This window comes from Actinoplanes sp. NPDC089786 (assembly GCF_040684855.1).
Classification (GTDB): domain Bacteria; phylum Actinomycetota; class Actinomycetes; order Mycobacteriales; family Micromonosporaceae; genus Actinoplanes.
Window position 1 is genome coordinate 17,595 of record NZ_JBFBGU010000031.1, and the last position, 19,926, is coordinate 37,520.

A 19,926-nucleotide genomic window follows, 5' to 3' on the forward strand; every position below is an offset into this window, starting at 1 on the left:
GCCCTAGTCATAGATCGCCTCGACGGCCCAGTGCCCACCCGCGAGCGAGAGCAACATGGCCCGCCCATCGGCGAGCGCCACCTGGAACCGGGCCCGCCGCCGCATCTCCTCAGCCGCCCACCACCGCTCCTCAACCGGCCAGGGCCCGGCCCACCCCACGATCTCCACCGCCGCCGCCCGCCCCAGCAACAACCCGACCGGCACCCCCGTCAACTCCAGCCGGGCACTGACCCGGACCGGCTCCCCCACCGCGTCCACCACCACCGCCCCCGGCTGCGGCAGCAACACCACGGCCGGCGCCGGCTTGGGCAACCGCCCCGGCCAGGGCGGCAACGCCGGCGCAACCCGCGCCTTCCGCCCCCGTCTCGCCACCGCCCCATCCCTCGTGCTCGGCCCAGCCGCGCCGGCAACCTCAGCTTTCGCCGCCACCCCACCGATTTCACCGGCCTTCCCCGCCGCGCCAGCCCTTCCCTCAACCGCCTCTTCCCCACCTTCGTCCTCGTCCTCATCCGCGCCAGGCATCGGAAGAAGCGACAAGGCCGCCCTTCCCTCTGATGTGGACACCAGCCGCAGGTCACCATCACCGCGACTTCCTCGCCCCTCGATGACCCGAAGGGCGGGCCTCTCCGCGCCTCGCGTTCCCTCTCCCGAGCCGGCCGCGGGGTTCGACATCGCCGCCTTCCCTTCCCGCACCTCGGACAAGGAGATCAACCCCGCCCCACTCTCCTTCCGCGGCGCCCCTTCCGCGGAGGGCCGGTCACCCAGGCCGGAAACCAAAGGCCCGCCGTCCGGGTCGGGGACGGCGGACAGCGGGAGCGGGATCGGGTCTGGGGTCACGGCCGTGATGGGGATGGTGGTCAGGCCCGGGTAGGGGTCTTGGGGGGCGGCGTTCGCGCGGGGCGGGGTTCGTTCGTCGCCCCAGGGGATGAGGGTGGTCTGGTCGTCGGCGGAGCGGCCTCCGGTGCGGACGGCGGTCATCACCGCGTCGGGGCCGAGCAGGCCCTGGATGCGGCTGAGGGCACGGTGGGCGCGTTCCCGCTCGGCGCCGGCGTCGCCCCACAGGCCCGGTTGCAGGCCCAGGTGGACGAGCACCCCGTCGGGAATCAGGCGCAACCGGACCAGTCCGGCGGTCGGCCGGTTGACGGCGCCGCGCCGCGCGCCGGTGAGCCAGCCGTCGAGTTGCCAGCGGACCCGTTCGGCGATCGCGGCCGCGGTGAGGGTGCCGTCGTGCCGCCACACCCGGTGCAGCTCCTGGCCGTCCGCGGTGACCGCTTCGATGCCGAGCCGGGTGCAGGCCAGCCCGTGCCCGGCGAGGATCTCGTGCAGCCGTTCGGCCAGCACCCGTCCCGCGAACGCCGCGACGTCCACCCGTTCCAGCGGTTCGTCGTACGTCTCGGAGACGTCCAGGTCCGGCGGCGGCCGGCGCACCGCGAGCGGCCGATGGTCGAACCCGGCGGCGAGCCGGTGGGCCAGCGCCCCGTCGAACCCGAACCGTGTCAGCACATCCGACGGCGGCAGCGCGGCGAACTCCCCCAGCGTCGTCACCCCGAGCCGGCGCAGCAGATCGGTCAGCTCCGGCCGGTCAAGAGCTTCGACCCCCACCCCGGAAAGAAATTCCCGGGTACGCCCCGGCGGAACGATGCGCCCCGCCCGAGCCGCCAGCCCCGCGGCGAAGACTCCTTCGGCGACCCCGGCCTGGCTCTCCACCTCACAGACCTGAGCCACCTGCTCGACGATCCGCTCGGCGGCCGCCTCCTCGCCCCCGAAGTACCGGGCCGGCCCCCGGGCCGCCAGCGCACAGGCCCCCGGCCGGATCACCTCGACCCCGACCGCGACCTCCTCGATCGCCGCGACCACCGGTTCGAACGCCCGGGCGTCCCGCCCCGCATCATGATCGACGACGACCAGCCGGGAACACCGCCCTTGCGCCTCCCGCCGCCGGAGCCCTCGCCGCACCCCGTCCGCCCGGGCCGCCTCCGAGCAGGCCACCACCCGATTCGCATGCAGCACCGCCACGGCCCCGTCGGAGGGAATCCCGTCCACGATCTCCGCCGCGACAACCGGCCAGTCCGGACACCAGATCATCAGCGTCCGAACCCCGGCCCGCTCGCTCACTCCCGCCCCGGCCCGGCTCCCGCCAACCCGAAGCCCCTGCGAATCCTGGCCACCCGGGCCGCCGAGCCGGCCGACAACCCCGACGCCCGAGACCTGGCAGGAACCCTCAAAGCCCTGGCGCCCGCAGACCGAACGCCTGCCGACGACCTCGAACCCCCGACGCCCAAGGACGACCTCGAAGCCCGGGCAACGGAACGCGCGGTCGCCGATCGCTCCGGCGCGGAGGCCCGAGCCGGAGCCCGAGCCGGAGTCGGAGTCGGAGCCGGCACAAATTCCCACCACACGGGCACGGCCGGCCGCACCGGCACCACCCGAACCGAACGAAGCCGACCCGCGGGCCGCGAGTCGCGAGTGGATCCGCGAGAACGCGACGGACGAGCGCCAACCGGCCGGACGCCCCCAGTCGGCGAGACATGACTCGCCACACACGACTGCGCCCCCGCCGCCGAGCCCGGCATCACCGCCAAACCAGACACCCCAAGATCCGCGGCATCATCCACGGACAAATCCACCACATCATCCGACCGGCGAAGCCGATCCGGCTCGCTCAAGGCGGAGGAGGGAGCCGGGGAGGAGAGAGCCGGGGAGGAGGACACAGCGGAAGAGGACACCGCCGAAGAGGACACCGCCGAAGAGGAAGCGGACACGGCGGGAAGGGAAGACAGCGAGGGAGAACCAAGCGGAAGGAAGCGCGGGGGCAGCGCCGAGGATGTGGGAGCAGGGAGGGCCGGGGACGGTGCGGGAGAGGCAACCGCCGGGGACGGCGCGGAGGCGGAGGCCGGGGACAGCGGCGGACCGGGCAGGGTGAGCGGACCGGCCGGGCCGAGGGGCGGGAAGGTCGGCGGGGCGGTGGAGCCCGGCATCCACATCGTCGCCTCGCGCGGGCGGTCGGCGGCGCCCCGGCCCCGGGCCAGGACCGTGACGCGGCGGCGGCGCAGGCGGCCGTGGCCGTGGCCCAGGCCCTCCCAGGCGCCGGCGGTCACGCGCAGGGTGACGTCGGCGCCGGGCCAGGCGCCGAACGGCATCAGGACGCTGCCCCGCTGACGCGCCCGCGCCACCAGGCGGGCCGCCACCGGCGCGGCCACCGGGCCGGGGATCGCCGCCACCACCACGTCGACGCCGTCGATCAGGGCGCCGGCCACCGTCGGCCAGTCGGGGCCGGGGTTGGGGATCAGGGCGAGGCGGTCGAGCGCTATGCCGCTCTCTTCGGCGGCCAGGGCGCCCAGGTCGGGCACGCCGACCACCGCGCACCAGGAACCGGCCCGGGACGCCGCGGACAGCAGCGCCAGCATCAGCGAGACGGTGCCGGACCGGCCGGCGGCCACCGCGATCGTGCTGCCGCGGCGCAGGCCCCGGCCGGGCAGCAGGGCGCTCAGCTCGGGCACCACCGGCAGCATCCGGTGGAGGCCGGGCGCGTCGGTCTCGCTCGCCGGGCGGACCAGCTCGGACAGCGCGGCCGCCCCCTTGATCAGGCGTCCCGCCATGAAGCTCGCCTCTTCTCGGAAGGAAGGAAAGGGTGATGGATCAGGCGGCCAGGCGACCGGCGGCGGGCAGCGGCGGCTGGTAGGCGATGCCCAGGGCGGTCTCGACGACCACCACGAACTGCTCGGCGGCGCGCAGCAGGTCGTCGGCCTCGCGCGGGCTGACCACGCGCGGGATGCCGGCCTCGGCGGCGGCGCGCTTGCCGGCGCCGAGGGCGAAGTAGTCGGCCCACTCGCTGAACTCGGGCGCGACCAGCACCAGCAGCGACCAGACGCTGGTCACCCGGGTGCGGCGGCCGGGCGCGGCGGGCCGGGCGCGGGCGGCGAGCACCGCGGCGGCGGCGCGCAGGGCGGCCATGTGTGCGCCGGCGTATCGCAGGCCGTCGGGACCGGTCTGTGCCGCCTCGGCCAGCCCGCCGCGAGCGATGCTCAGCAGCTGGGCGGGCGTGCGGTGGGGCAGCATGTGGGCGGGCACGGTGGGCGCGTCCGCGGACCGGGCCGCGGCGGTCGGCGCGTGTGCCAGACCGGTCACCACACCGGGGGCCGAGTTGCTCGCCATGGTCTTCTCCTCAGTACGTCACACATCCGATGAAGATGTCCGCCACGGAGGAAGAAACGCAGCGGGGAGGCCGTCGGCCGGGTGCGGGAGCTTCCCCACAACCACACCCGGCCGGACAGCGCCGGCGGGTCCGTCGCCCACCCCCGGGGGTCGGAGGGGGCGGGCGACGGTCCTGCCTTGGTGCGGGCCCGGATCCGCGAAAATCCAGGCCGCCTGCGGCGCTTCGCGGGCGCCGCACCGGGGCGGGAGCCGCGAATCTCCATCCCCGATCGCTAGCACGGCCGTTCTAATGATTCGAACAGACGTTCTAACTAGGGAAGAGAGTAACACCCGGGTACGACAAAAACGCAAGGCCGGAAAGGGGCTGGGGAGAAGGTGGCAGAAGGGGAGGTGTGATCACTCCCCGCCACTAAGAACATATATCAGACAGGGGGTCTTGCCGCAAGACCCCCGTAACCCCGCAAAATGGTCGACCGTGGCCACGAACCAGCGGGAGAGCAGCGTGTTCGACGTACCCCAGACCAAGGCCGACCCCGACCTGATCGCCCGCGACGAGGCGCACTTCGCCGCCATGGCGGACAGCCTCACCCGGACGATCGCCGGCCTGGCCGACCGGCTCGAGGTCGAGCGCCGGCGGCCGGCCGGCAAGGGCCGGCAGGCGGTGGACCGGGACGAGGAGGTGCAGCGGCTCTCGGCCCGCCTGCGTACGCTGCGCCGCTTCAGCCTCGACCTCTGCCTGGGCCGCATGATCGACGCCGACCGCCCGGACGAACCGATCTACATCGGCCGCCTCGGCCTGACCGACGACGACGGCCGCCGCCTGCTGGTCGACTGGCGCTCCCCGGCCGCCGAACCGTTCTTCGCCGCCACCCACGCCAAGCCGCTGGGCCTGATCAGCCGCCGCCGTTACCGCTGGTCGACCGGCTCGCCGCAAACGAGAGGGCGGATCACCGACTACTGGGACGAGGTGTTCACCCCGGAGGGCCTGGAGGGCCACGCCGCCCTCGACGACCAGTCCGCCTTCGTCGCCAGCCTGGGCAGCATCCGCTCGGCGCGGATGCGGGACGTCCTCAGCACCATCCAGGCCGACCAGGACGCGATCATCCGGGCCTCGTCGCACGGCGCCCTGGTGGTCGACGGCGGGCCGGGCACCGGCAAGACGGTCGTCGCGCTGCACCGCACGGCGTACCTGCTCTACTCCGATCCGAGGCTCGGCCGGCGGCACGGTGGCGTGCTGTTCGTCGGCCCGCACCAGCCCTATCTGGCGTACGTCTCGGACGTGCTGCCCAGCCTCGGCGAGGAGGACGTGCAGACCTGCACGCTGCGGGACCTGCTCCCCGAGGGCGCCGCGGCGCGCCCGGAGACCGATCTGGAGGTGGCGCGCCTGAAGTCGTCCGCGGCGATGGTCCGGGCGGTCGACGCGGCGGTCCGGTTCTACGAGGAGCCGCCGGCGACCGGAATGACGGTTTCGACAGAAGACGCCGAGGTACGCCTGACCGCCCGCGATTGGGCCGAGGCGTTCGCGTCGGTGTCCCCCGGCACCCCGCACAACGAGGCCCGCGAGGAGATCTGGGCCGAACTGGTCGCGATGACCGGCGGCGGGAGCGCCGAACTGCGTACCGCGCTCCACCGGGCCTGGCCGATGCTCGACCCGGCCGACGTCGTCGCGGACCTCTGGTCGGTGCCCGCCTACCTGCGCCGGTGCGCGCCCTGGCTGAGCGCGGGGGACGTACAACGGCTGCAGCGCGCCGAGGCGAAGACCTGGACCACCGAAGACCTGCCGTTGCTGGACGCCGCGCGGCAGCGCCTCGGCGACGCGGAGGCGACGCGGCAGGAAGCCCTGCGTACGGCGACCAGGAAAGCCGAACGCAAGCGGATGGACCGGGTGGTCGACGAGCTGATCGCCTCGCACGAGATGGACGACGGCCAGGGCCTGATGCCGATGCTGGTGCAGCCGGACCTGCGGGAGGTGCTGGACGACGACGCCGTGCTGCCGGGGAAGGATCCGGATCGGCTGGCCGGTCCGTTCGCGCACATCGTGGTGGACGAGGCCCAGGAGCTGACCGACGCGGAGTGGCAGATGCTGCTGCTCCGGTGCCCGTCGAGAAGCTTCACCATCGTCGGCGACCGGGCCCAGGCCCGGCGCGGCTTCCCCGAGTCGTGGCCGGAGCGGCTGGAGCGCATCGGCCTGAGCCGGGTCGAGATGACCCGGCTGACCATCAACTACCGCACGCCGGCCGAGATCATGGCCGAGGCCGAGCCGGTGATCCGGGCCGCGCTCCCGGACGCCAACGTGCCCACGTCGATCCGCACCGGCGGCATCCCGGTCCGGTACGGCGACCCGGCCGACCTGGACGCGATCGCCGGCGCGGACACCGAGGGCACCACCTGCGTGATCGGCGTCCCGGGCCGGGGCCTCACGCCGGAGCTGGCCAAGGGGCTGGAGTTCGACCGGGTCATCCTCGTCGACCCGCAACGATGGGGCGCGGTCGACCGCTACGTCGCGATGACCCGGGCGACCCGGGAGCTGGTCATCCTCCGACGTGGATACCGGGACGCCTCGCCGGGTCGGGCTCGGACGAGCGGATGATCTCGCGTACGACCGGAGCGGTGTCGCCCCGGCCGAGGAGCAGGTAGCGGAACAGGTGCTTGAGCGGGCTGCCCTCGGCCCACTCGAAGTAGCACCGCGGGCGTACCCCGGTCGCGTCGCGCAGCGCCAGCAGCACCGCGGCGATCGCGTTCGGCGCGGCCGGGCTCTGCACCCGCAGGATCCGGAAGCCCTCGACCTCGACCCCGCACACGTGCAGGGTCTCGCTGAACTCCGACGGGTCGACCACGTCCACCTCGAGGAAGAGCAGGTCGGCGACGCCGGGCACCGGGTTCAGGCCGCGCTGCTCGCGCTCCTTGGCCGCGTATTCGGCCTGGTCGCCGGCCTGGCGGCGGTTGGCCACGATGTTGAGCTGGCCGTCGTGGGCGATCGAGTCGGCGATGAACGTACGCGCCGGCCCGTCGAACTCGATCTTGTCGGCCCGGAGTTCGGTGGTTCGCGCGACCCGGGACACGAGGGACACCAGGATGATCCCGGCCACGAAGACGGCGGAGATCGCGATGCCGTCCGGCTTCTCGATGATGTTGTCGCCCAGGGCGTACACCAGAACCAGGGTGAGCACGGCGAAGCCGATGCTCGCGCCGCGCTGCCGGGACCGGATCGCCGAGATGGTCACCGCGACCGCCCCGGAGACCATCATCGCCAGGATGCCGGTGGCGTAGGCGCCGGCCTGCGCGTTCACGTCGGCCTGGAAGACCAGCGTGATGCCGATGCTGATGGCGGTGTAGACCAGCACGACCGGCCGCACCGCCCGCGCCCACTCCGGCGCCATGCCGTACCCGGGCAGGTAGCGGGGCACGATGTTGATCAGCCCGGCCATCGCCGAGGCGCCGGCGAACCAGAGGATCAGCACGCTGCTGATGTCGTAGACGGTGCCGAAGCCCTCGCCCAGCATCTCGTGCGCGAGATAAGCAAGAGCACGCCCGTTGGCCGGGCCGCCGGGCTCGAAAGCGGAATGCGGGATCAGCACCGTGGTCACGAAGCTGGTCAGGATCAGGTAGACGCTCATGATCAGCGCGGCGGTGGTCAGCAGCTTGCGGGTGTTCCGGATCCGGGCCTGCTTGTCCTCGGCCTTGATCAGCGGCATCATGCTGACCCCGGTCTCGAACCCGGACAACCCCAGGACCAGCGCCGGGAACGCCAGCACGGCCGGGCCGAAGGCGCCGAAGAAGCCGCCGTGCCCCTGGCTCAGCGCGTCCGTCCAGCCGCTGTAGTGGTCGGGGACGTGGGTCAGGCCGACGATGGTGACCACCGTGTTGAGGCCGAGGAAGATCGCGACCAGCGGGATCGCCACCACCACGGCCTCGGTGAAGCCGAGCAGGAAGACGAAGCCGAGGATCAGCAGCAGCACGATCGTGATCAGCACGTTGTGCCCGTGCAGGAAGCCGGGGAGGTTCGGGTTCTCGGCCATGTGCACGGTGGCGTCGGCGCCCGACAGGGTGATCGTGATGATCCACGAGGTGGCCACGAACCCGAGCAGGACCAGCACGAACAGCTTGCCCCACCAGAACGGCAGCAGCTTCTCCAGCATCGCCACCGAGCCCTGGCCGTTCGGGCTCTCGTGCGCCACCCGCCGGTACATCGGCAGCATGCCGGCCAGGGTGAGCGCCACGATCAGCAGCGTCGCGAGCGGGGACAGCGCGCCGGCCGCGAGCGCCGCGATGGCCGGCAGGTAGGACAGTGTGGAGAAGTAGTCCACCCCGGTCAGGCACATCACCTTCCACCAGGACTGCTGGTGGGTGCCCTCCTCGGACTCGGGCCCGACCGGCTGGACCCGGTTGGCGAGCAGCCACCGGCTCACCGCACGGCGCGGGACGTGCGGCCGGACGGGGCTGTCCACAGACTCCGGGACATCAATGTCAGTACTCACTGTGCTCTTTCCGTCACGTTCCGGGCTGCGCGTTCGATCGTCCGGTGCCAGGATGCACCAAGGAGAGTGCCAGGATGCACCAGGGAGACCAGCGGGGGGTACGCATGGCACGCACGATCCTGATCACCGGCGCGAGTTCGGGAATCGGCCTGGCCGCGGCCGAGCAGCTCGCCGCGCGGGGCGACGACGTGGTGCTGGTCGGCCGCGACGAGAAGCGGCTGGCAACGGCGGTCGACCGGGTCACGGCGGCCGGTCGGGGGCGTGAGCCGCGGTGGTTCCGGGCCGACTTCGAGCGGCTGACCGAGGTGCGGAAGCTGGCCGAGCAGGTGCTCTCCGCGTACCCGAAGATCGATGCTCTGGCCAACAACGCGGGCGCGCTGGTGCCGTCGAAGCGGATCACCGAGGACGGCTTCGAGGCGACCATGCAGGGCAACCACCTGGCGCCGTTCCTGCTCAGCGAGCTGCTGCGGGAGGCGTTGCGGGGCGGGCGGATCGTCACCACGGCGTCCGACGCCCATCGCGGCGCCCGGGTCGACCCCTCGTCGTTCACCGGGCCGCGCGGACGTTACATGGGCTTTCCGGTGTACGGCGTGAGCAAGGCCGCGAACGTCCTGTTCGCCGCCGAGGCGGCCCGGCGGTGGCCGGACATCACCAGCGTGAGCTTCCACCCGGGCGTGGTCCGGTCCAACTTCGGCGGCGGGCCGCTGCTGAAGCTCGCCTTCCGCTTCACGCCGTGGCTGCGGAGCGCGGCCAAGGCGGGCGCCGACCTGGTCCACCTGCTCACCGCGCCGTCCCTGGTCAACGGCGCCTACTACGTACGCGGCAAGGCGGCCTCGCCCTCCGCGACGGTGACCGACCCCGCGCTGGCCGCCCTGCTCTGGGACGCCAGCGCGGAGGCGGTTCACTCGCGGTAGAGCGAGGTCACCCGGATGTGGGTGAGCGGGCCGGTCGGTGGCCGCGATTGAGGCGTCCTGACCAGGGCATGATGGCGGAGTGTGGAACCATCTCAACGTGATCGCCGTGCCGGACGCCCCGAACGCGGCCGCGTAGACGCGATGTCGGTCAGCCTGCACGTCTGGCGGGTGCCGCGACGCCGGCTCGGTGCGGCCTTCCTGCGGATGGCGCTCGATCCGCGGCGGGTGCGGGCGCTGCCCGGTGTCACGTTCGCCAAATTCCTGGGTACGGGAACGGGCGTGTCCTTCGGCCCCTTCGACGCCGATCTCACGCGGTTCGCCGCGCTGGTCGTGTCCCGGGAAGCGGTGCCGTTGCCCTCGTGGGACCGCATCTGCTCGTCGTCCGCCGTGGTCGATCTGGTGCCACTCCACAGCGTCGGGACGTGGTCGGGGCGAAAGCCGTTCGCCGCCGCTCCCGACAAACCGGACGGCCTGGTGCTCGCGCTGACCCGGGCGCGGCTCCGGCCCTCGCGGGCGCTGACCTTCTGGCAGGCCGTGCCCCCGGTGGTCGCCGCGCTCGACCGGGCGCCCGGCCTGCTCGCCCGGTTCGGCGTCGGCGAGGCGCCGATCGGCTGGCAGGGCACGGTCAGCGTGTGGCGGGGCGCGGCGGAGCTGAGGGACTTCGCGTACCGTCAGCCCGAACACCGTGCGGTGATCGATCGAACACCCACGGACAACTGGTATGCGGAAGACCTGTTCGCACGGTTCGCGGTCCGGGGCATCACCGGCGACCGCGACCTGCTGGGCTGGGTGAACGAGAACAAGAACGAGTACGAGAAAGGGCGGGCGCAGCGATGAGGCTCGTGCCGTGGCAACCGGACGATCTGCTCCGGCGGCTGGACGACGTGGTGACGGTGTACGGCGAGGCGATGGGCTACCGCACCGAACTGCTGCAGACCCGCCGCGGCTACATCGGGGCCCACGTCCGCCGGCCCGGGTTCCGGTCGGTCGCCACGCTGTCCACCGAGGGGGCCCTGGCCGGTTTCGGGTACGGCTACACCTCGGGCCCCGGCCAGTGGTGGCACGACCAGGTGCGCGCGGCGTTGCCCACGGACTCGCGGGAGCAGTGGCTGTCCGACTGCTTCGAGGTCGTCGAACTGCACGTCAAGCCGGCCGCCCAGGGGCACGGCGTGGGCGCCCGGCAGCTGCGGGCGCTGCTGGCCATGGCCGACGGGCGTACCGTCCTGCTCTCCACCCCCGAGGCCGACGAGCAGCGGTCCCGGGCCTGGCGCCTGTACCGCCGCTTCGGGTTCGTCGATGTCCTGCGCGACTTCATGTTCCCGGGCGACGAGCGGGCCTTCGCGATCCTCGGCCGGGAACTGCCGCTGGCCGAACGCCCGGTCGACGCGCCGGGCATCGTCGGCATCTGAGGCCTTGATGCGGCGACTCCCCTGGGTGCTGCTCGGCGCCCTGGTGCTGGTGCAGGTCTGCTACCCGCTCGCTTCCGACCGCGCTCTTTTTTCGGTGGCGACGGTGGTGCTCGGCTACTTGTTCTCGATCGTCCACGCTTTTCTCAGTCGGGGCCTTCCTGCTTTGCTGGCCCTTCTCGGCGTGACCGTGGGCGGGTTCCTGATCGAGGCGCTCGGGGTGGCGACCGGGTTCCCGTTCGGGTCGTACTCGTACTCCGGCGCCCTCGGGCCGCAACTGCTCGGCGTACCGTTGATCATTCCCCTGGCCTGGACCTGGATGGCCTGGCCGGCGTGGCTGGCCGCGACCCGCCTCGGTTCCTCCCGGTGGGCGCGCATCGCGGTCGGGGCCTTCGGGCTGGCGGCGTGGGATCTCTTCCTCGACCCGCAGATGGTGGCCGAGGGGTATTGGCGATGGCTCGACCCCACGCCCGCGCTGCCCGGGCTGCCCGGTATCCCGGCGGCCAACTTCCTCGGGTGGCTGGGGTTCGCGGTGCTGGTGATGGCCCTGTTGTCCACCGTCGGCGGGTTGTCCACAGGGGACGATCGACCGGCTCTGGCCCTCTGGTTCTGGACGTACGCTTCCTCCGTGCTGGCCCACGCCGTGTTCCTCGACCTCCCCGCCTCCGCGGCCTGGGGCGGCGTCACCATGGGCCTGGTCGTGCTTCCGCTGGCGGTCCGTCTCGCCCGCCGGCGGCCGGCGTGAGCTGGCTCCTCCTGGTGCCGCTGGTGCTGCTCACCGGGCACACCGTGGTGAACGCGCTGCTGCTGCGACGGCCGCCGCGGGGCGCGGTGACCGACCGGCGGGTGGCGGTGCTCCTGCCGCTGCGCGACGAGGCCGACCGCGTGACCCCGTGCCTGTCGGCGTTGCTCGGGCAGCGTGGGGTGCCACAGCTCGAGATCGTGGTGCTGGACGACGGGTCGTCGGACGGGACGGCCGAGGTCGTGCGGTCGGTGGCGGGCGACATGGTGCGGCTGCTGACCGGGGCCACCCCGCCGGACGGGTGGCTGGGCAAGCCACACGCCTGCGCCCAGCTCGCGGCGGCGGCGCCCGACGCCGAGGTGCTGGTGTTCCTGGACGCCGACGTGATGCTCGCCCCCGACGCGGTGGCCGGTGGCGTGGTCGCGGCCGAGGGATTCGAGCTGCTCAGCCCGTACCCCCGGATCGTCGGCGCCGGCCGCCTGGTCCAGCCGCTGCTCCAGTGGTCGTGGCTGACGTTCCTGCCGTTGCGCGCGATGGAGCGGTCCCCCCGGCCGTCGCTGGCCGCGGCCGGTGGGCAGTGGCTGGTGGTGACCCGCGACGGCTACGACCGGGCGGGCGGCCACGCGGCGGTGCGCGACGAGATCCTCGAAGACATCGCCCTGGCCCGGGCGGTCAAACGCGCCGGCGGCCGGATCGCCCTGGCCGACGGCTCGGCGCTGGCCACCTGCCCGATGTACGACTCGTGGCCGGCCCTGGTCGCGGGCTACACCAAGTCGCTGTGGGCGTCCTTCCCCACGCGGCCGGCCGCCGGCTTCGTCGTGGTCCTGCTCCTCCTCCTGTACGCGGTCCCGCCCGTCCTGCTGCTCACCCGGTGGTGGCCGGTCGCCGCCGCGGCCTACCTCCTGGGCGTGACCGGCCGCCTGGTCACCGCCCGCGCGACCGGCGGCCGCGCCGTCCCCGACGCCCTGGCCCACCCGGCGTCCATCGTCACGTTCGCCTATCTGATCGCCGCCTCCTACCGGCGCCGCCGCAACGGCACCCTGACCTGGCGGGGCCGCGCCGTATGAGCCACGTCGTCGTGATCGGCGCCGGGGTCGGCGGGCTCGCCACCGCGATCCGTCTCGCCGCGGCCGGCCACCGGGTCGTCGTCCACGAGCAGGCCGGCGTCGTCGGCGGCAAGCTCGGCGTGTACGAGCGAGCCGGCTACCGCTTCGACACCGGTCCCAGCCTGCTGACGCTGCCGCGGGTGTTCGACGACCTCGGCCTCGGCCTCACGCCGGAGCGGCTGGACCCGGTGGTACGACACGTCTTCCCCGACGGCAGCGTGCTCGACTCGTCCTCCGATCCCGACGTGTTCCGCGAGCGGATCGCCGACGCCTTCGGGCGAGCGGCCGCCGACGACTGGGCCGCGTTCTGGGCGCGGGCCGAGCAGATCTGGGCCGCGTCCTGGGGCCCGGTGCTGCAACGGCCGGTCACCGCGGCGACGCTGCTGCGACTCTCGTGGCGGGTCAAGGACCTGCGGGCGATCGCCCCCGGCGCCTCGCTGCGCGGGCTCGGCCGCCGCTACCTGCGCGATCCCCGGCTGCGGGTGCTGCTCGACCGCTACGCCACCTACACCGGGGCCGACCCGCGCCGGGCGCCCGCCGCGCTGGCCGCGATCCCCTACGCCGAGCTGGCGTTCGGCGGCTGGTACCTGCCCGGCGGCCTCGGCACCCTGGGCGCGGCGCTGGCCCGGCGCGCCCGCTCGCTCGGCGTCGAGATCGTGCTCGACTCCCCCGTCGCCGCCATCGAACAGTCCGGCGGCCGGGTCAGCGGGGTCCGCCTCGACAACGGCCTCCACGCCGCGGCGGACGTCGTCGTGTCCAACGTGGACGCGCTGGTCACCTATCGCGACCTGGTGCCGTCGGCCGGGCGGGTCGCCGGGCTGGCCGACCGGAGCCTGGCCGGCTTCGTGCTGCTGCTCGGGGTGCGCGGTGCGACGCCGGAACTGGCGCACCACACGGTGTTCTTCCCCCGGAACTACGACGCCGAGTTCGACGCGATCTTCGGCGATCCCGGCCGGGGCCGGCGCGCCCGGCCGGCCGACAACCCGGCGATCTTCGTGACCCGGGCCGACGACCCGGCGGTCCGGCCGGACGGGCGCGAAGCGTGGTTCGTGCTGGTCAACGCGCCGCCGCACGGCAGTGGGTGGAATGCGGTCGACTGGCGGCGGCCCGGGCTCGCGCCGGCGTACCAGGATCGGATCCTCGCCCTGCTGGCCCGGCGCGGCCTCGACGTGCGCGACCGGCTGGAGTTCGCCGAGGTGCGCACGCCGGCCGATCTGGCCGCGGCGACCGGCGCGCCCGGCGGCTCGATCTACGGGACGGCCGGTGGGCTGATGCGGCCGCCCAACCGCGGGCCGGTCCCCGGCCTCTACCTGGTCGGCGGCTCCACCCATCCCGGCGGCGGCCTGCCGATGGTCACCCTGTCGGCCCGCATCGTCGCCACCCAGATCGAGGCCGACCTCCGTCAGAGGTCGTAGGTGTAGACACGCTCCGATCCTCTCCCGCCCCACCGGCACCATCCGGCCCACGTGGCGCATCTCTCGCCCAAGATCCACAATGCAGTGACCAGGGGCACACGGGTTGATCGGAACTCACCGTCGATGGCACGGTCACGCTACGGTGGCATGGCAACCGGACGGCAACCGGGTTGCGACGGTGACGCGACCCCAGAAACGCGACGATGGGGCGTTGGCGGGCGGAGGCGGGGGTGAGATGACGGCCGAGGTGGCGGTTCGTGACCATGTCGCGCTTCTGGCCGCGCTCGAGTGCTCCAGCAGCATCGACGAGTTCGCCGCCGTCCGCGCTCAGGCCGCTGAGCTGCGTGTTCTCGCCTCGGCGGCGGGAGATGACGAGGCGGCACACCGGTGCGACATGCTGATCGCCGACGTGCTCCTCCGCGAGGGGCAGCTGGGCGCCGGCGGCCGCAGCGCGCGGCGTACGCAGACGTGGGCCGAGCAGCACGCGAAGCCGTACGTCCTGGCCCGCGCCCATCGGGTGCTCGCGAACTTCTACCGGCTGCTCGGCGACTTCCCCGAGGCGCTGGCCCACGCCGTGCAGGGGGTGGCGAACCTGCCGGCCGACGCGCCGCCCGCGGTCCGCGCCCGCCACCTGCTCATGCTGGGCTGCGCGCTCGACGACAACGGCTCGTTCGACGAGGGTGAGCTGCGCTATCGCGAGGTGCTGCGGATCGCCGGCGAGCTCGGTGACGACGGGCTCACCCTGCGGGCGTTGAACAACCTGGCCTACAACGCGTACGAGGCGGGTGACGAACCCACGGCGAGCGCGCTGACCGGCCGGATGCGGGAGGTGGCGCGGCGCGGGCGCCCGCTCGCGGCGAAGGAGCTCGACACCATCGCGCGCGTGGCGTTGATGGCCGGCCGCCATGACGAGCTCGAGGCCACGCTGGCCGGGGCGGTCGACGGCACCATTCTGGACACCGACGGCGACGGCGCGGCGGAATGCCTGCTCACGCTGGCCGAGGCGCGTCGCGAGACGGGACGGCCGGCGGCGGCGCAGGCCGCGTTGGACCTCGCGGTGCGGTGGTGCGAGCGCAACGGCCTGACCCGGGTACGCGTTCAGGTGCGCCGGGAGCAGGCGGCGTTGTTCGCCGCCGCGGGGCGATACCGGGACGCGTACGAGGAGTTGCTGCTCTTCAACGACGGGCTGGCCGCCCTGCAGAGCACCCAGCGTGAGGCCCGCGCCCGGGCGATGCAGGCGGTGTTCGAGGCCGACGAGTTCCGCGAGCTGGCCAACCACGACTCGCTGACCGGGCTCTACAACCGGCGGTACGTCGACGAGCAGCTGCCCGCCCTGCTGGCGCGCGGCGGGTCGCTGTCGGTGGCGATCCTCGACCTCGACCACTTCAAGCAGGTCAACGACACGTTGTCGCATGCGACCGGTGACGCCGTGCTGCGGCAGATCGGCCGGTTGCTGCCCGACGGCACGGACGGCCCGGCGCTGGCCGCGCGCCTGGGTGGCGAGGAGTTCCTGCTGATCCTGCCGGGCTTCGACGCGGTCGCCGCGGTGCGCTGGTGTGAGGGGCTGCGGCTGACCATCCGCGACTTCCCGTGGGCCACGATCACCGGCGGGCTGCCGGTGACCGCGAGCATCGGCGTCGCCACCGCGTCCGGCCAGGTGACGGTCTCGGCGCTGCTGGCGGTGGCCGACGACAACCTGTACGCCGCGAAGCGGGCGGGCCGCGACCGCGTCGCCGCCTGAAAAAGCTCGTCCCAGCGGCAGGCTCATGGGCGGGCCGGGCCTGCCGATGGGAAGCGGCGAGTCCGGTGACCCACGCCGACGCCATCGCGAGGGAGGCGGCCCCGTGCCCAGTGCCGGCCAGCTGGACGACGCCCACGCGGCGGCGATCGAGCGGGCCTACGATCTGATCGGGCTGGCGCAGGGGCAGAACGTGGACGCCGAGATCGGCGCGGCCGAGGCCGAAGGGGCCGCGCGGGGCTGGACCGACGTACGGCTGCTCCTGAAGTGGGCCCGCACGATGGCCGCGCGCGAGTCCGGGAGCGACAACTCGGCCTATCTGCAAGCCATGCACGACCTGGCCGAGTCCACCGGCGAGACGTCGTTGCTCGCGCTCGCGCTGGCCACGGCGGCGGCCCGGCGCAGCAAACTCGAGCGGGCCCTGGACGTGACCGAGTCCACCGCCACCCCGCTGGTGCGCGCCGTGGCGCTGCTCGACGAGGAGAGCGGCCCGGTGATCCACCGCGCGGCCGCCCTGATCGAGGTCGGCGTGGCCGCGCAGGACCGGGGGTTCTGGGAGCTGGCCGTCGAGTACTACGACCGGGCCGAGCGGTACCTGGACGGCGCCGACGATCCGCGCCTGGCCGCGACGGTCCGGCTGCAGCGCCGGGTGCTCAGCTACAACCGGGCCGAGGTGGTGCTCGACTGGGCGAGCGCACAGGCCATGATCGGCGGCTGGGACTCGGCCGCGCTGAACGCCGCGGGTGCGCTGCCGTGCGGTTACGACGCCATCGACGGGGACTGGCCGGCCAGCTGGGAGATGGAGCACCGGGCCCATCTGCACCTGCTCACGGCCCTCGCCGGGATGCGCCCGTCCGACTTCGCCCGCCGGCGGGAGGAGGCCAGCACGGGCGTCTCGCGGGCCGCGGTCGTCGCGCTGGGCGAGGCCATCGGCGCCGCCCGCGCCGCCGATACCGCCGGCGCGGCCCGGCTCGCCATGGACCTGGCCGACCGTCTCGGCTGGGCCACCCCGCAGGGCACCCGGCTGCTGTGCATGAGCATCGCCGCCCGGCAGCCGGGAACGCCGGCCGCGGTGGCCGCGTACGCCGACGAGCTGGCGCTGCTGCGCTGGAACGCCCGGCTCGACCAGGCGACCGGCCTGCGGGACGCGATCGACGTCGAGCGTCAGCGGCGCGACCACGAGCAGCTCCGCCGGCAGGTGCTGGTCGACGAGCTGACCGGCCTGGCCAACCGGCGGGGCTACCGCGCCTATCTCAACGCGAGGCTGAACCCGGGGGCCGCCTCGGAGGAGCCGCGGGAGTACGCCGTCATGATGGTCGACGTCGATCACTTCAAGCGGGTCAACGACCGCTTCGGCCACGATGTCGGCGACCTCGTCCTGGCCCGGATCTCCCAGGTCCTGTCCGCGCAGGTGCGCCCGGTGGATCTGGCCGCGCGGCTCGGCGGCGACGAGTTCGTCGTGGTCCTCGCGGGGGTCGGGCCGGACCATCCGGAGAAGCGGGCGCAGGAGATCATCGACACGGTCCGAGAGCAGGCGTGGGACGAGGTGGCGCCCGGCCTCACGGTGTCGATCAGCATCGGTGTCCACCGCGGCGGCGTCCAGGAGCTGCCGACCCTGCTGACCGACGCCGACCGCAACCTCTACCACGCCAAGAACACCGGCCGCGGCCGGATCGCGGCGACCCGGCGGTAGGGCGTACGCCCTGATCGTTTTTCAAGCGAGAAGCGAAAGACCCAGATCGGTCACCGCGTACGTGACCGAGCGCCCGGTTCGCGTCCGGCTGACCAGCCCGGCCGCGTGCAGCACGGCCAGATGCCCGCCGACCGTGCCGAGACCCACCCCGAGCTGCGCGACGAGCTGACTGGTGGTGGCGGGCGCGGCCAGGGCCCGCAGCACGGCCGCCCGCCCGGCCCCGAGCAGCGGACCGAGCGCGTCGTCGTGTGGTGGAACCGGCGGCCCGAGCAGGTCGGCGATCCCCCGCGCGCGGTAGACGATGGTGAACGGCTGCGGCGGCTTGGACCGGACGATCAGGTCGCTGAAGATGCTCGGCGTGAACATCAGGCCCTGGCCCTTCACCTCGTACACCTCCGGATCGGACATCCGGATCGCGATGCCGCCGCCGGCCCACGTCACCCGCGGGTGCAGCTGGTCGAGGGCGGACGCCCAGCCGTAGGCGGCGAGGCGGCCGGCGCGCTGCACGATGTCGCGTTCGAGGACGGCGCGCAGCCGCGGCCATTCCGGCTCGATCAGGGTGTGCCAGGCCATCTCGAAGGCGTCGGCCAGCGCGTCGACCACCTCCGGGGCGTCGAGGATGCCCGGCTTCTGCCGCCCCGGGAAGGTGAGGTCGATCTCGGTGCGGGCCAGCGCGAGCGGCGTGGCCCGCAGCCCGGCCAGCTCGCCGGCGAACGAGCTGTGCGGTCCGATCGGCGGCGGCAGCAGGAAGTCGGCGTTGTAGCCGCCCTTCCGGAACATCGCGATCAGCGCGCCCACCTTGGGCTCGGCGCGGCGCAGCTCGGCCAGCCGCGCCCGGCGCCGCTCCACCCACGGCCGGATCGCGCCGGCCGGATCGACACCGCTCAGCAGGCGCAGCGCGGTGTGCGTCTCGATCAGCGGCGAGATCGCGTAGCTGCACGAGGCGAGCCCCGACTCACCCAGTTTGATCAGCATGTTTCGCCCACCGACGAAACCTTAGACGCTGGGATACGCGGTGACGACAGTGTTCCCATGACGACCTACCGGCAGGTCTTCGCCGTGGGCGAGTTCCGGGCGCTGCTCGGCGGCTTCGCCCTGATGCTCACCGGCGAGACCGTGAAGATGCTGGCCCTGGCCGTGCTGGTCTACGCCGGCACCGGCTCGCCGCTGCTGGCCGCGCTGGCCTACGTGGCCGGCTTCCTGCCCCAGGCGTTCGGGGGCACCCTGCTGCTGTCCCTGGCCGACCGCTGGCGTCCCCGCACCGTCCTGGTCGCCTACGACCTGCTGCGCCTGGCCGCCGGCGTGGTGCTGGCCGCCGGTTGGCTGCCGCCGCTGGGCATGATGCTGCTGGTCTTCGTGACCGGCGCCGTGTCACCCATCGCGATGGCGGCCCGCACCGCGGTGCTGCCCGACCTGCTCACCGGCGACCGGTACGTGCTCGGCCGGTCCCTGTTCACCCTGGTGTCGGCCGGGATGCAGGTGGTCGGCGCGGCGGTCGGCGGCGTGCTGCTCGCGGTGGTCGGCCCGGCCGGCGCCCTCTGGCTCGCGGCCGCCTCGTGTGCGGCGTCGCTGCTGGTCAGCCGGTTCGGCGTTCGCGACTGGCCGGCCCGCGGCGTCTCCTCGGGCGGAGCGGTCCGGGAAACCTTGCGGGTCAACGGCCTGCTGTTGCGCGACCGGCCGCTGCGGGGCCTGCTGCTGGCGCACTGGGCGCCGGTCGTGATGATGGTCGGGGCCGAGGGCGTGGTCGTCCCGTACGCCGCGGGCCTCGGCCGGGAGTCGGCCACCGGCGTCCTGCTGGCCGTGGCGGCCGGTGGGATGCTGGCCGGCGAGTTCCTGGTCGGCCGCTTCCTGCCGCCCCGGCGCCGCGAGCGCCTCACGCCCTGGCTGGCGCTGCTCCTCGGCGTACCCCTGTTGCTCTTCCTGTGGCAGCCCGGCGTGCTCGTGGCGGCGGTGGCCCTGGGCCTGGCCACGGCCGGGATGTCCTACCACCTCGGCCTGGCCCGGCGCTTCCTGGAGGCGGCGCCCGAGGCCCACCGGGGCCAGGCGTTCGGACTGCTCACCACCGGGATGATGACCCTGCAGGGCCTGACCATGGCCGGCGCCGGCGCGCTGGCCGAGTGGTGGTCCCCCGGCACAGTGATGGCCATGGCCGGCGTGGCGTCCCTGCTGGCGACGGCCACCCTGTGGCCCCGCCTCCGCCCGCCCACCGCGAACGCCCTGCTCGACGCCCCGGAGCGGTCCGAACCTCGACCGTGAACCGAAGGCGCCGGCCTCTCCGA

General features: G+C 73.7%; 14 protein-coding genes and 1 pseudogene. 10 read left to right on the forward strand and 5 right to left on the reverse strand.

Annotated elements, in window-relative coordinates:
- Nucleotides 1-3 precede the first annotated feature (3 nt).
- From AB0O15_RS43230 to AB0O15_RS43240, 3 genes and pseudogenes are all read right to left on the reverse strand, one after another.
- Nucleotides 4-2,085 (reverse strand): DNA polymerase Y family protein, encoded by a 2,082-nt coding sequence (locus AB0O15_RS43230; protein WP_364332333.1) that lies wholly within the window; start codon nt 2,083-2,085, stop codon nt 4-6.
- A gap of 884 nt (nt 2,086-2,969) precedes the next feature.
- A pseudogene (locus AB0O15_RS43235) lies at nt 2,970-3,599 on the reverse strand (hypothetical protein); the annotation flags it as partial.
- 40 nt (nt 3,600-3,639) lie between these two features.
- A complete protein-coding gene (locus AB0O15_RS43240) occupies nt 3,640-4,155 on the reverse strand; it encodes an SAV_6107 family HEPN domain-containing protein (protein ID WP_364332336.1) in 516 nt (171 codons plus the stop codon).
- A gap of 475 nt (nt 4,156-4,630) precedes the next feature.
- Here AB0O15_RS43240 and helR point away from each other — a divergent pair, with 475 nt between their 5' ends.
- Nucleotides 4,631-6,745 carry an RNA polymerase recycling motor ATPase HelR gene (helR, locus tag AB0O15_RS43245; protein WP_364332338.1) on the forward strand — a complete coding sequence of 705 codons (2,115 nt, stop codon included), beginning with the start codon at nt 4,631-4,633 and terminating at the stop codon, nt 6,743-6,745.
- Here the strand turns inward: helR and AB0O15_RS43250 are convergent.
- Nucleotides 6,687-8,633 carry an amino acid transporter gene (locus AB0O15_RS43250; protein WP_364332341.1) on the reverse strand — a complete coding sequence of 649 codons (1,947 nt, stop codon included), beginning with the start codon at nt 8,631-8,633 and terminating at the stop codon, nt 6,687-6,689. The genes helR and AB0O15_RS43250 overlap by 59 nt on opposite strands.
- A 104-nt stretch (nt 8,634-8,737) precedes the next feature.
- Here AB0O15_RS43250 and AB0O15_RS43255 point away from each other — a divergent pair, with 104 nt between their 5' ends.
- The 8 genes from AB0O15_RS43255 to AB0O15_RS43290 all read left to right on the forward strand — a co-directional run bounded on the left by AB0O15_RS43255 (nt 8,738) and on the right by AB0O15_RS43290 (nt 17,647).
- Nucleotides 8,738-9,547, forward strand: a complete 810-nt coding sequence (locus tag AB0O15_RS43255; RefSeq protein WP_364332344.1) for an SDR family NAD(P)-dependent oxidoreductase — start codon at nt 8,738-8,740, stop codon at nt 9,545-9,547.
- Between the two features lie 141 nt (nt 9,548-9,688).
- Nucleotides 9,689-10,384, forward strand: coding sequence for a monooxygenase (locus tag AB0O15_RS43260; protein WP_364332347.1), 696 nt, complete (start codon nt 9,689-9,691; stop codon nt 10,382-10,384).
- On the forward strand, nt 10,381-10,956 hold the full coding sequence (locus AB0O15_RS43265; protein ID WP_364332349.1) for a GNAT family N-acetyltransferase: 576 nt from the start codon (nt 10,381-10,383) through the stop codon (nt 10,954-10,956). Before AB0O15_RS43260 ends, AB0O15_RS43265 begins: the two co-directional genes overlap by 4 nt.
- A 7-nt stretch (nt 10,957-10,963) precedes the next feature.
- The gene (locus AB0O15_RS43270) at nt 10,964-11,698 is read left to right on the forward strand and encodes a carotenoid biosynthesis protein (RefSeq protein WP_364332352.1); all 735 of its coding nucleotides are present in this window, start codon (nt 10,964-10,966) and stop codon (nt 11,696-11,698) included.
- Nucleotides 11,695-12,762: a glycosyltransferase gene (locus tag AB0O15_RS43275; protein ID WP_364332355.1), complete on the forward strand. Its 1,068-nt coding sequence runs from the start codon at nt 11,695-11,697 to the stop codon at nt 12,760-12,762. Before AB0O15_RS43270 ends, AB0O15_RS43275 begins: the two co-directional genes overlap by 4 nt.
- The gene (crtI, locus tag AB0O15_RS43280) at nt 12,759-14,216 is read left to right on the forward strand and encodes a phytoene desaturase family protein (RefSeq protein ID WP_364332358.1); all 1,458 of its coding nucleotides are present in this window, start codon (nt 12,759-12,761) and stop codon (nt 14,214-14,216) included. Before AB0O15_RS43275 ends, crtI begins: the two co-directional genes overlap by 4 nt.
- Before the next feature lie 235 nt (nt 14,217-14,451).
- The gene (locus tag AB0O15_RS43285) at nt 14,452-15,957 is read left to right on the forward strand and encodes a GGDEF domain-containing protein (protein WP_364332361.1); all 1,506 of its coding nucleotides are present in this window, start codon (nt 14,452-14,454) and stop codon (nt 15,955-15,957) included.
- A gap of 103 nt (nt 15,958-16,060) precedes the next feature.
- Nucleotides 16,061-17,647: a GGDEF domain-containing protein gene (locus AB0O15_RS43290; RefSeq protein ID WP_364332363.1), complete on the forward strand. Its 1,587-nt coding sequence runs from the start codon at nt 16,061-16,063 to the stop codon at nt 17,645-17,647.
- 21 nt (nt 17,648-17,668) lie between these two features.
- On the opposite strand, the gene AB0O15_RS43295 is transcribed toward AB0O15_RS43290, so the two are convergent.
- A complete protein-coding gene (locus AB0O15_RS43295; protein WP_364332366.1) occupies nt 17,669-18,622 on the reverse strand; it encodes an ArsR family transcriptional regulator in 954 nt (317 codons plus the stop codon).
- Between the two features lie 57 nt (nt 18,623-18,679).
- Between AB0O15_RS43295 and AB0O15_RS43300 the strand changes: the two genes are divergently transcribed.
- Complete coding sequence (locus AB0O15_RS43300) at nt 18,680-19,903, forward strand: MFS transporter (RefSeq protein ID WP_364332369.1); 1,224 nt, start codon at nt 18,680-18,682, stop codon at nt 19,901-19,903.
- The last annotated feature ends 23 nt before the right edge of the window (nt 19,904-19,926 follow it).

What these genes read in the sequence shown, in the direction of transcription:
- AB0O15_RS43230 (WP_364332333.1), bottom strand. Translation starts at nt 2,085, where the DNA reads ATGATCTGGTGTCCGGACTGGCCGGTTGTCGCGGCGGAGATCGTGGAC.
- AB0O15_RS43240 (WP_364332336.1), bottom strand. Translation starts at nt 4,155, where the DNA reads ATGGCGAGCAACTCGGCCCCCGGTGTGGTGACCGGTCTGGCACACGCG.
- AB0O15_RS43255 (WP_364332344.1), top strand. Translation starts at nt 8,738, where the DNA reads ATGGCACGCACGATCCTGATCACCGGCGCGAGTTCGGGAATCGGCCTG.
- AB0O15_RS43260 (WP_364332347.1), top strand. Translation starts at nt 9,689, where the DNA reads ATGTCGGTCAGCCTGCACGTCTGGCGGGTGCCGCGACGCCGGCTCGGT.
- AB0O15_RS43265 (WP_364332349.1), top strand. Translation starts at nt 10,381, where the DNA reads ATGAGGCTCGTGCCGTGGCAACCGGACGATCTGCTCCGGCGGCTGGAC.
- AB0O15_RS43270 (WP_364332352.1), top strand. Translation starts at nt 10,964, where the DNA reads ATGCGGCGACTCCCCTGGGTGCTGCTCGGCGCCCTGGTGCTGGTGCAG.
- crtI (WP_364332358.1), top strand. Translation starts at nt 12,759, where the DNA reads ATGAGCCACGTCGTCGTGATCGGCGCCGGGGTCGGCGGGCTCGCCACC.
- AB0O15_RS43285 (WP_364332361.1), top strand. Translation starts at nt 14,452, where the DNA reads ATGACGGCCGAGGTGGCGGTTCGTGACCATGTCGCGCTTCTGGCCGCG.
- AB0O15_RS43295 (WP_364332366.1), bottom strand. Translation starts at nt 18,622, where the DNA reads ATGCTGATCAAACTGGGTGAGTCGGGGCTCGCCTCGTGCAGCTACGCG.
- AB0O15_RS43300 (WP_364332369.1), top strand. Translation starts at nt 18,680, where the DNA reads ATGACGACCTACCGGCAGGTCTTCGCCGTGGGCGAGTTCCGGGCGCTG.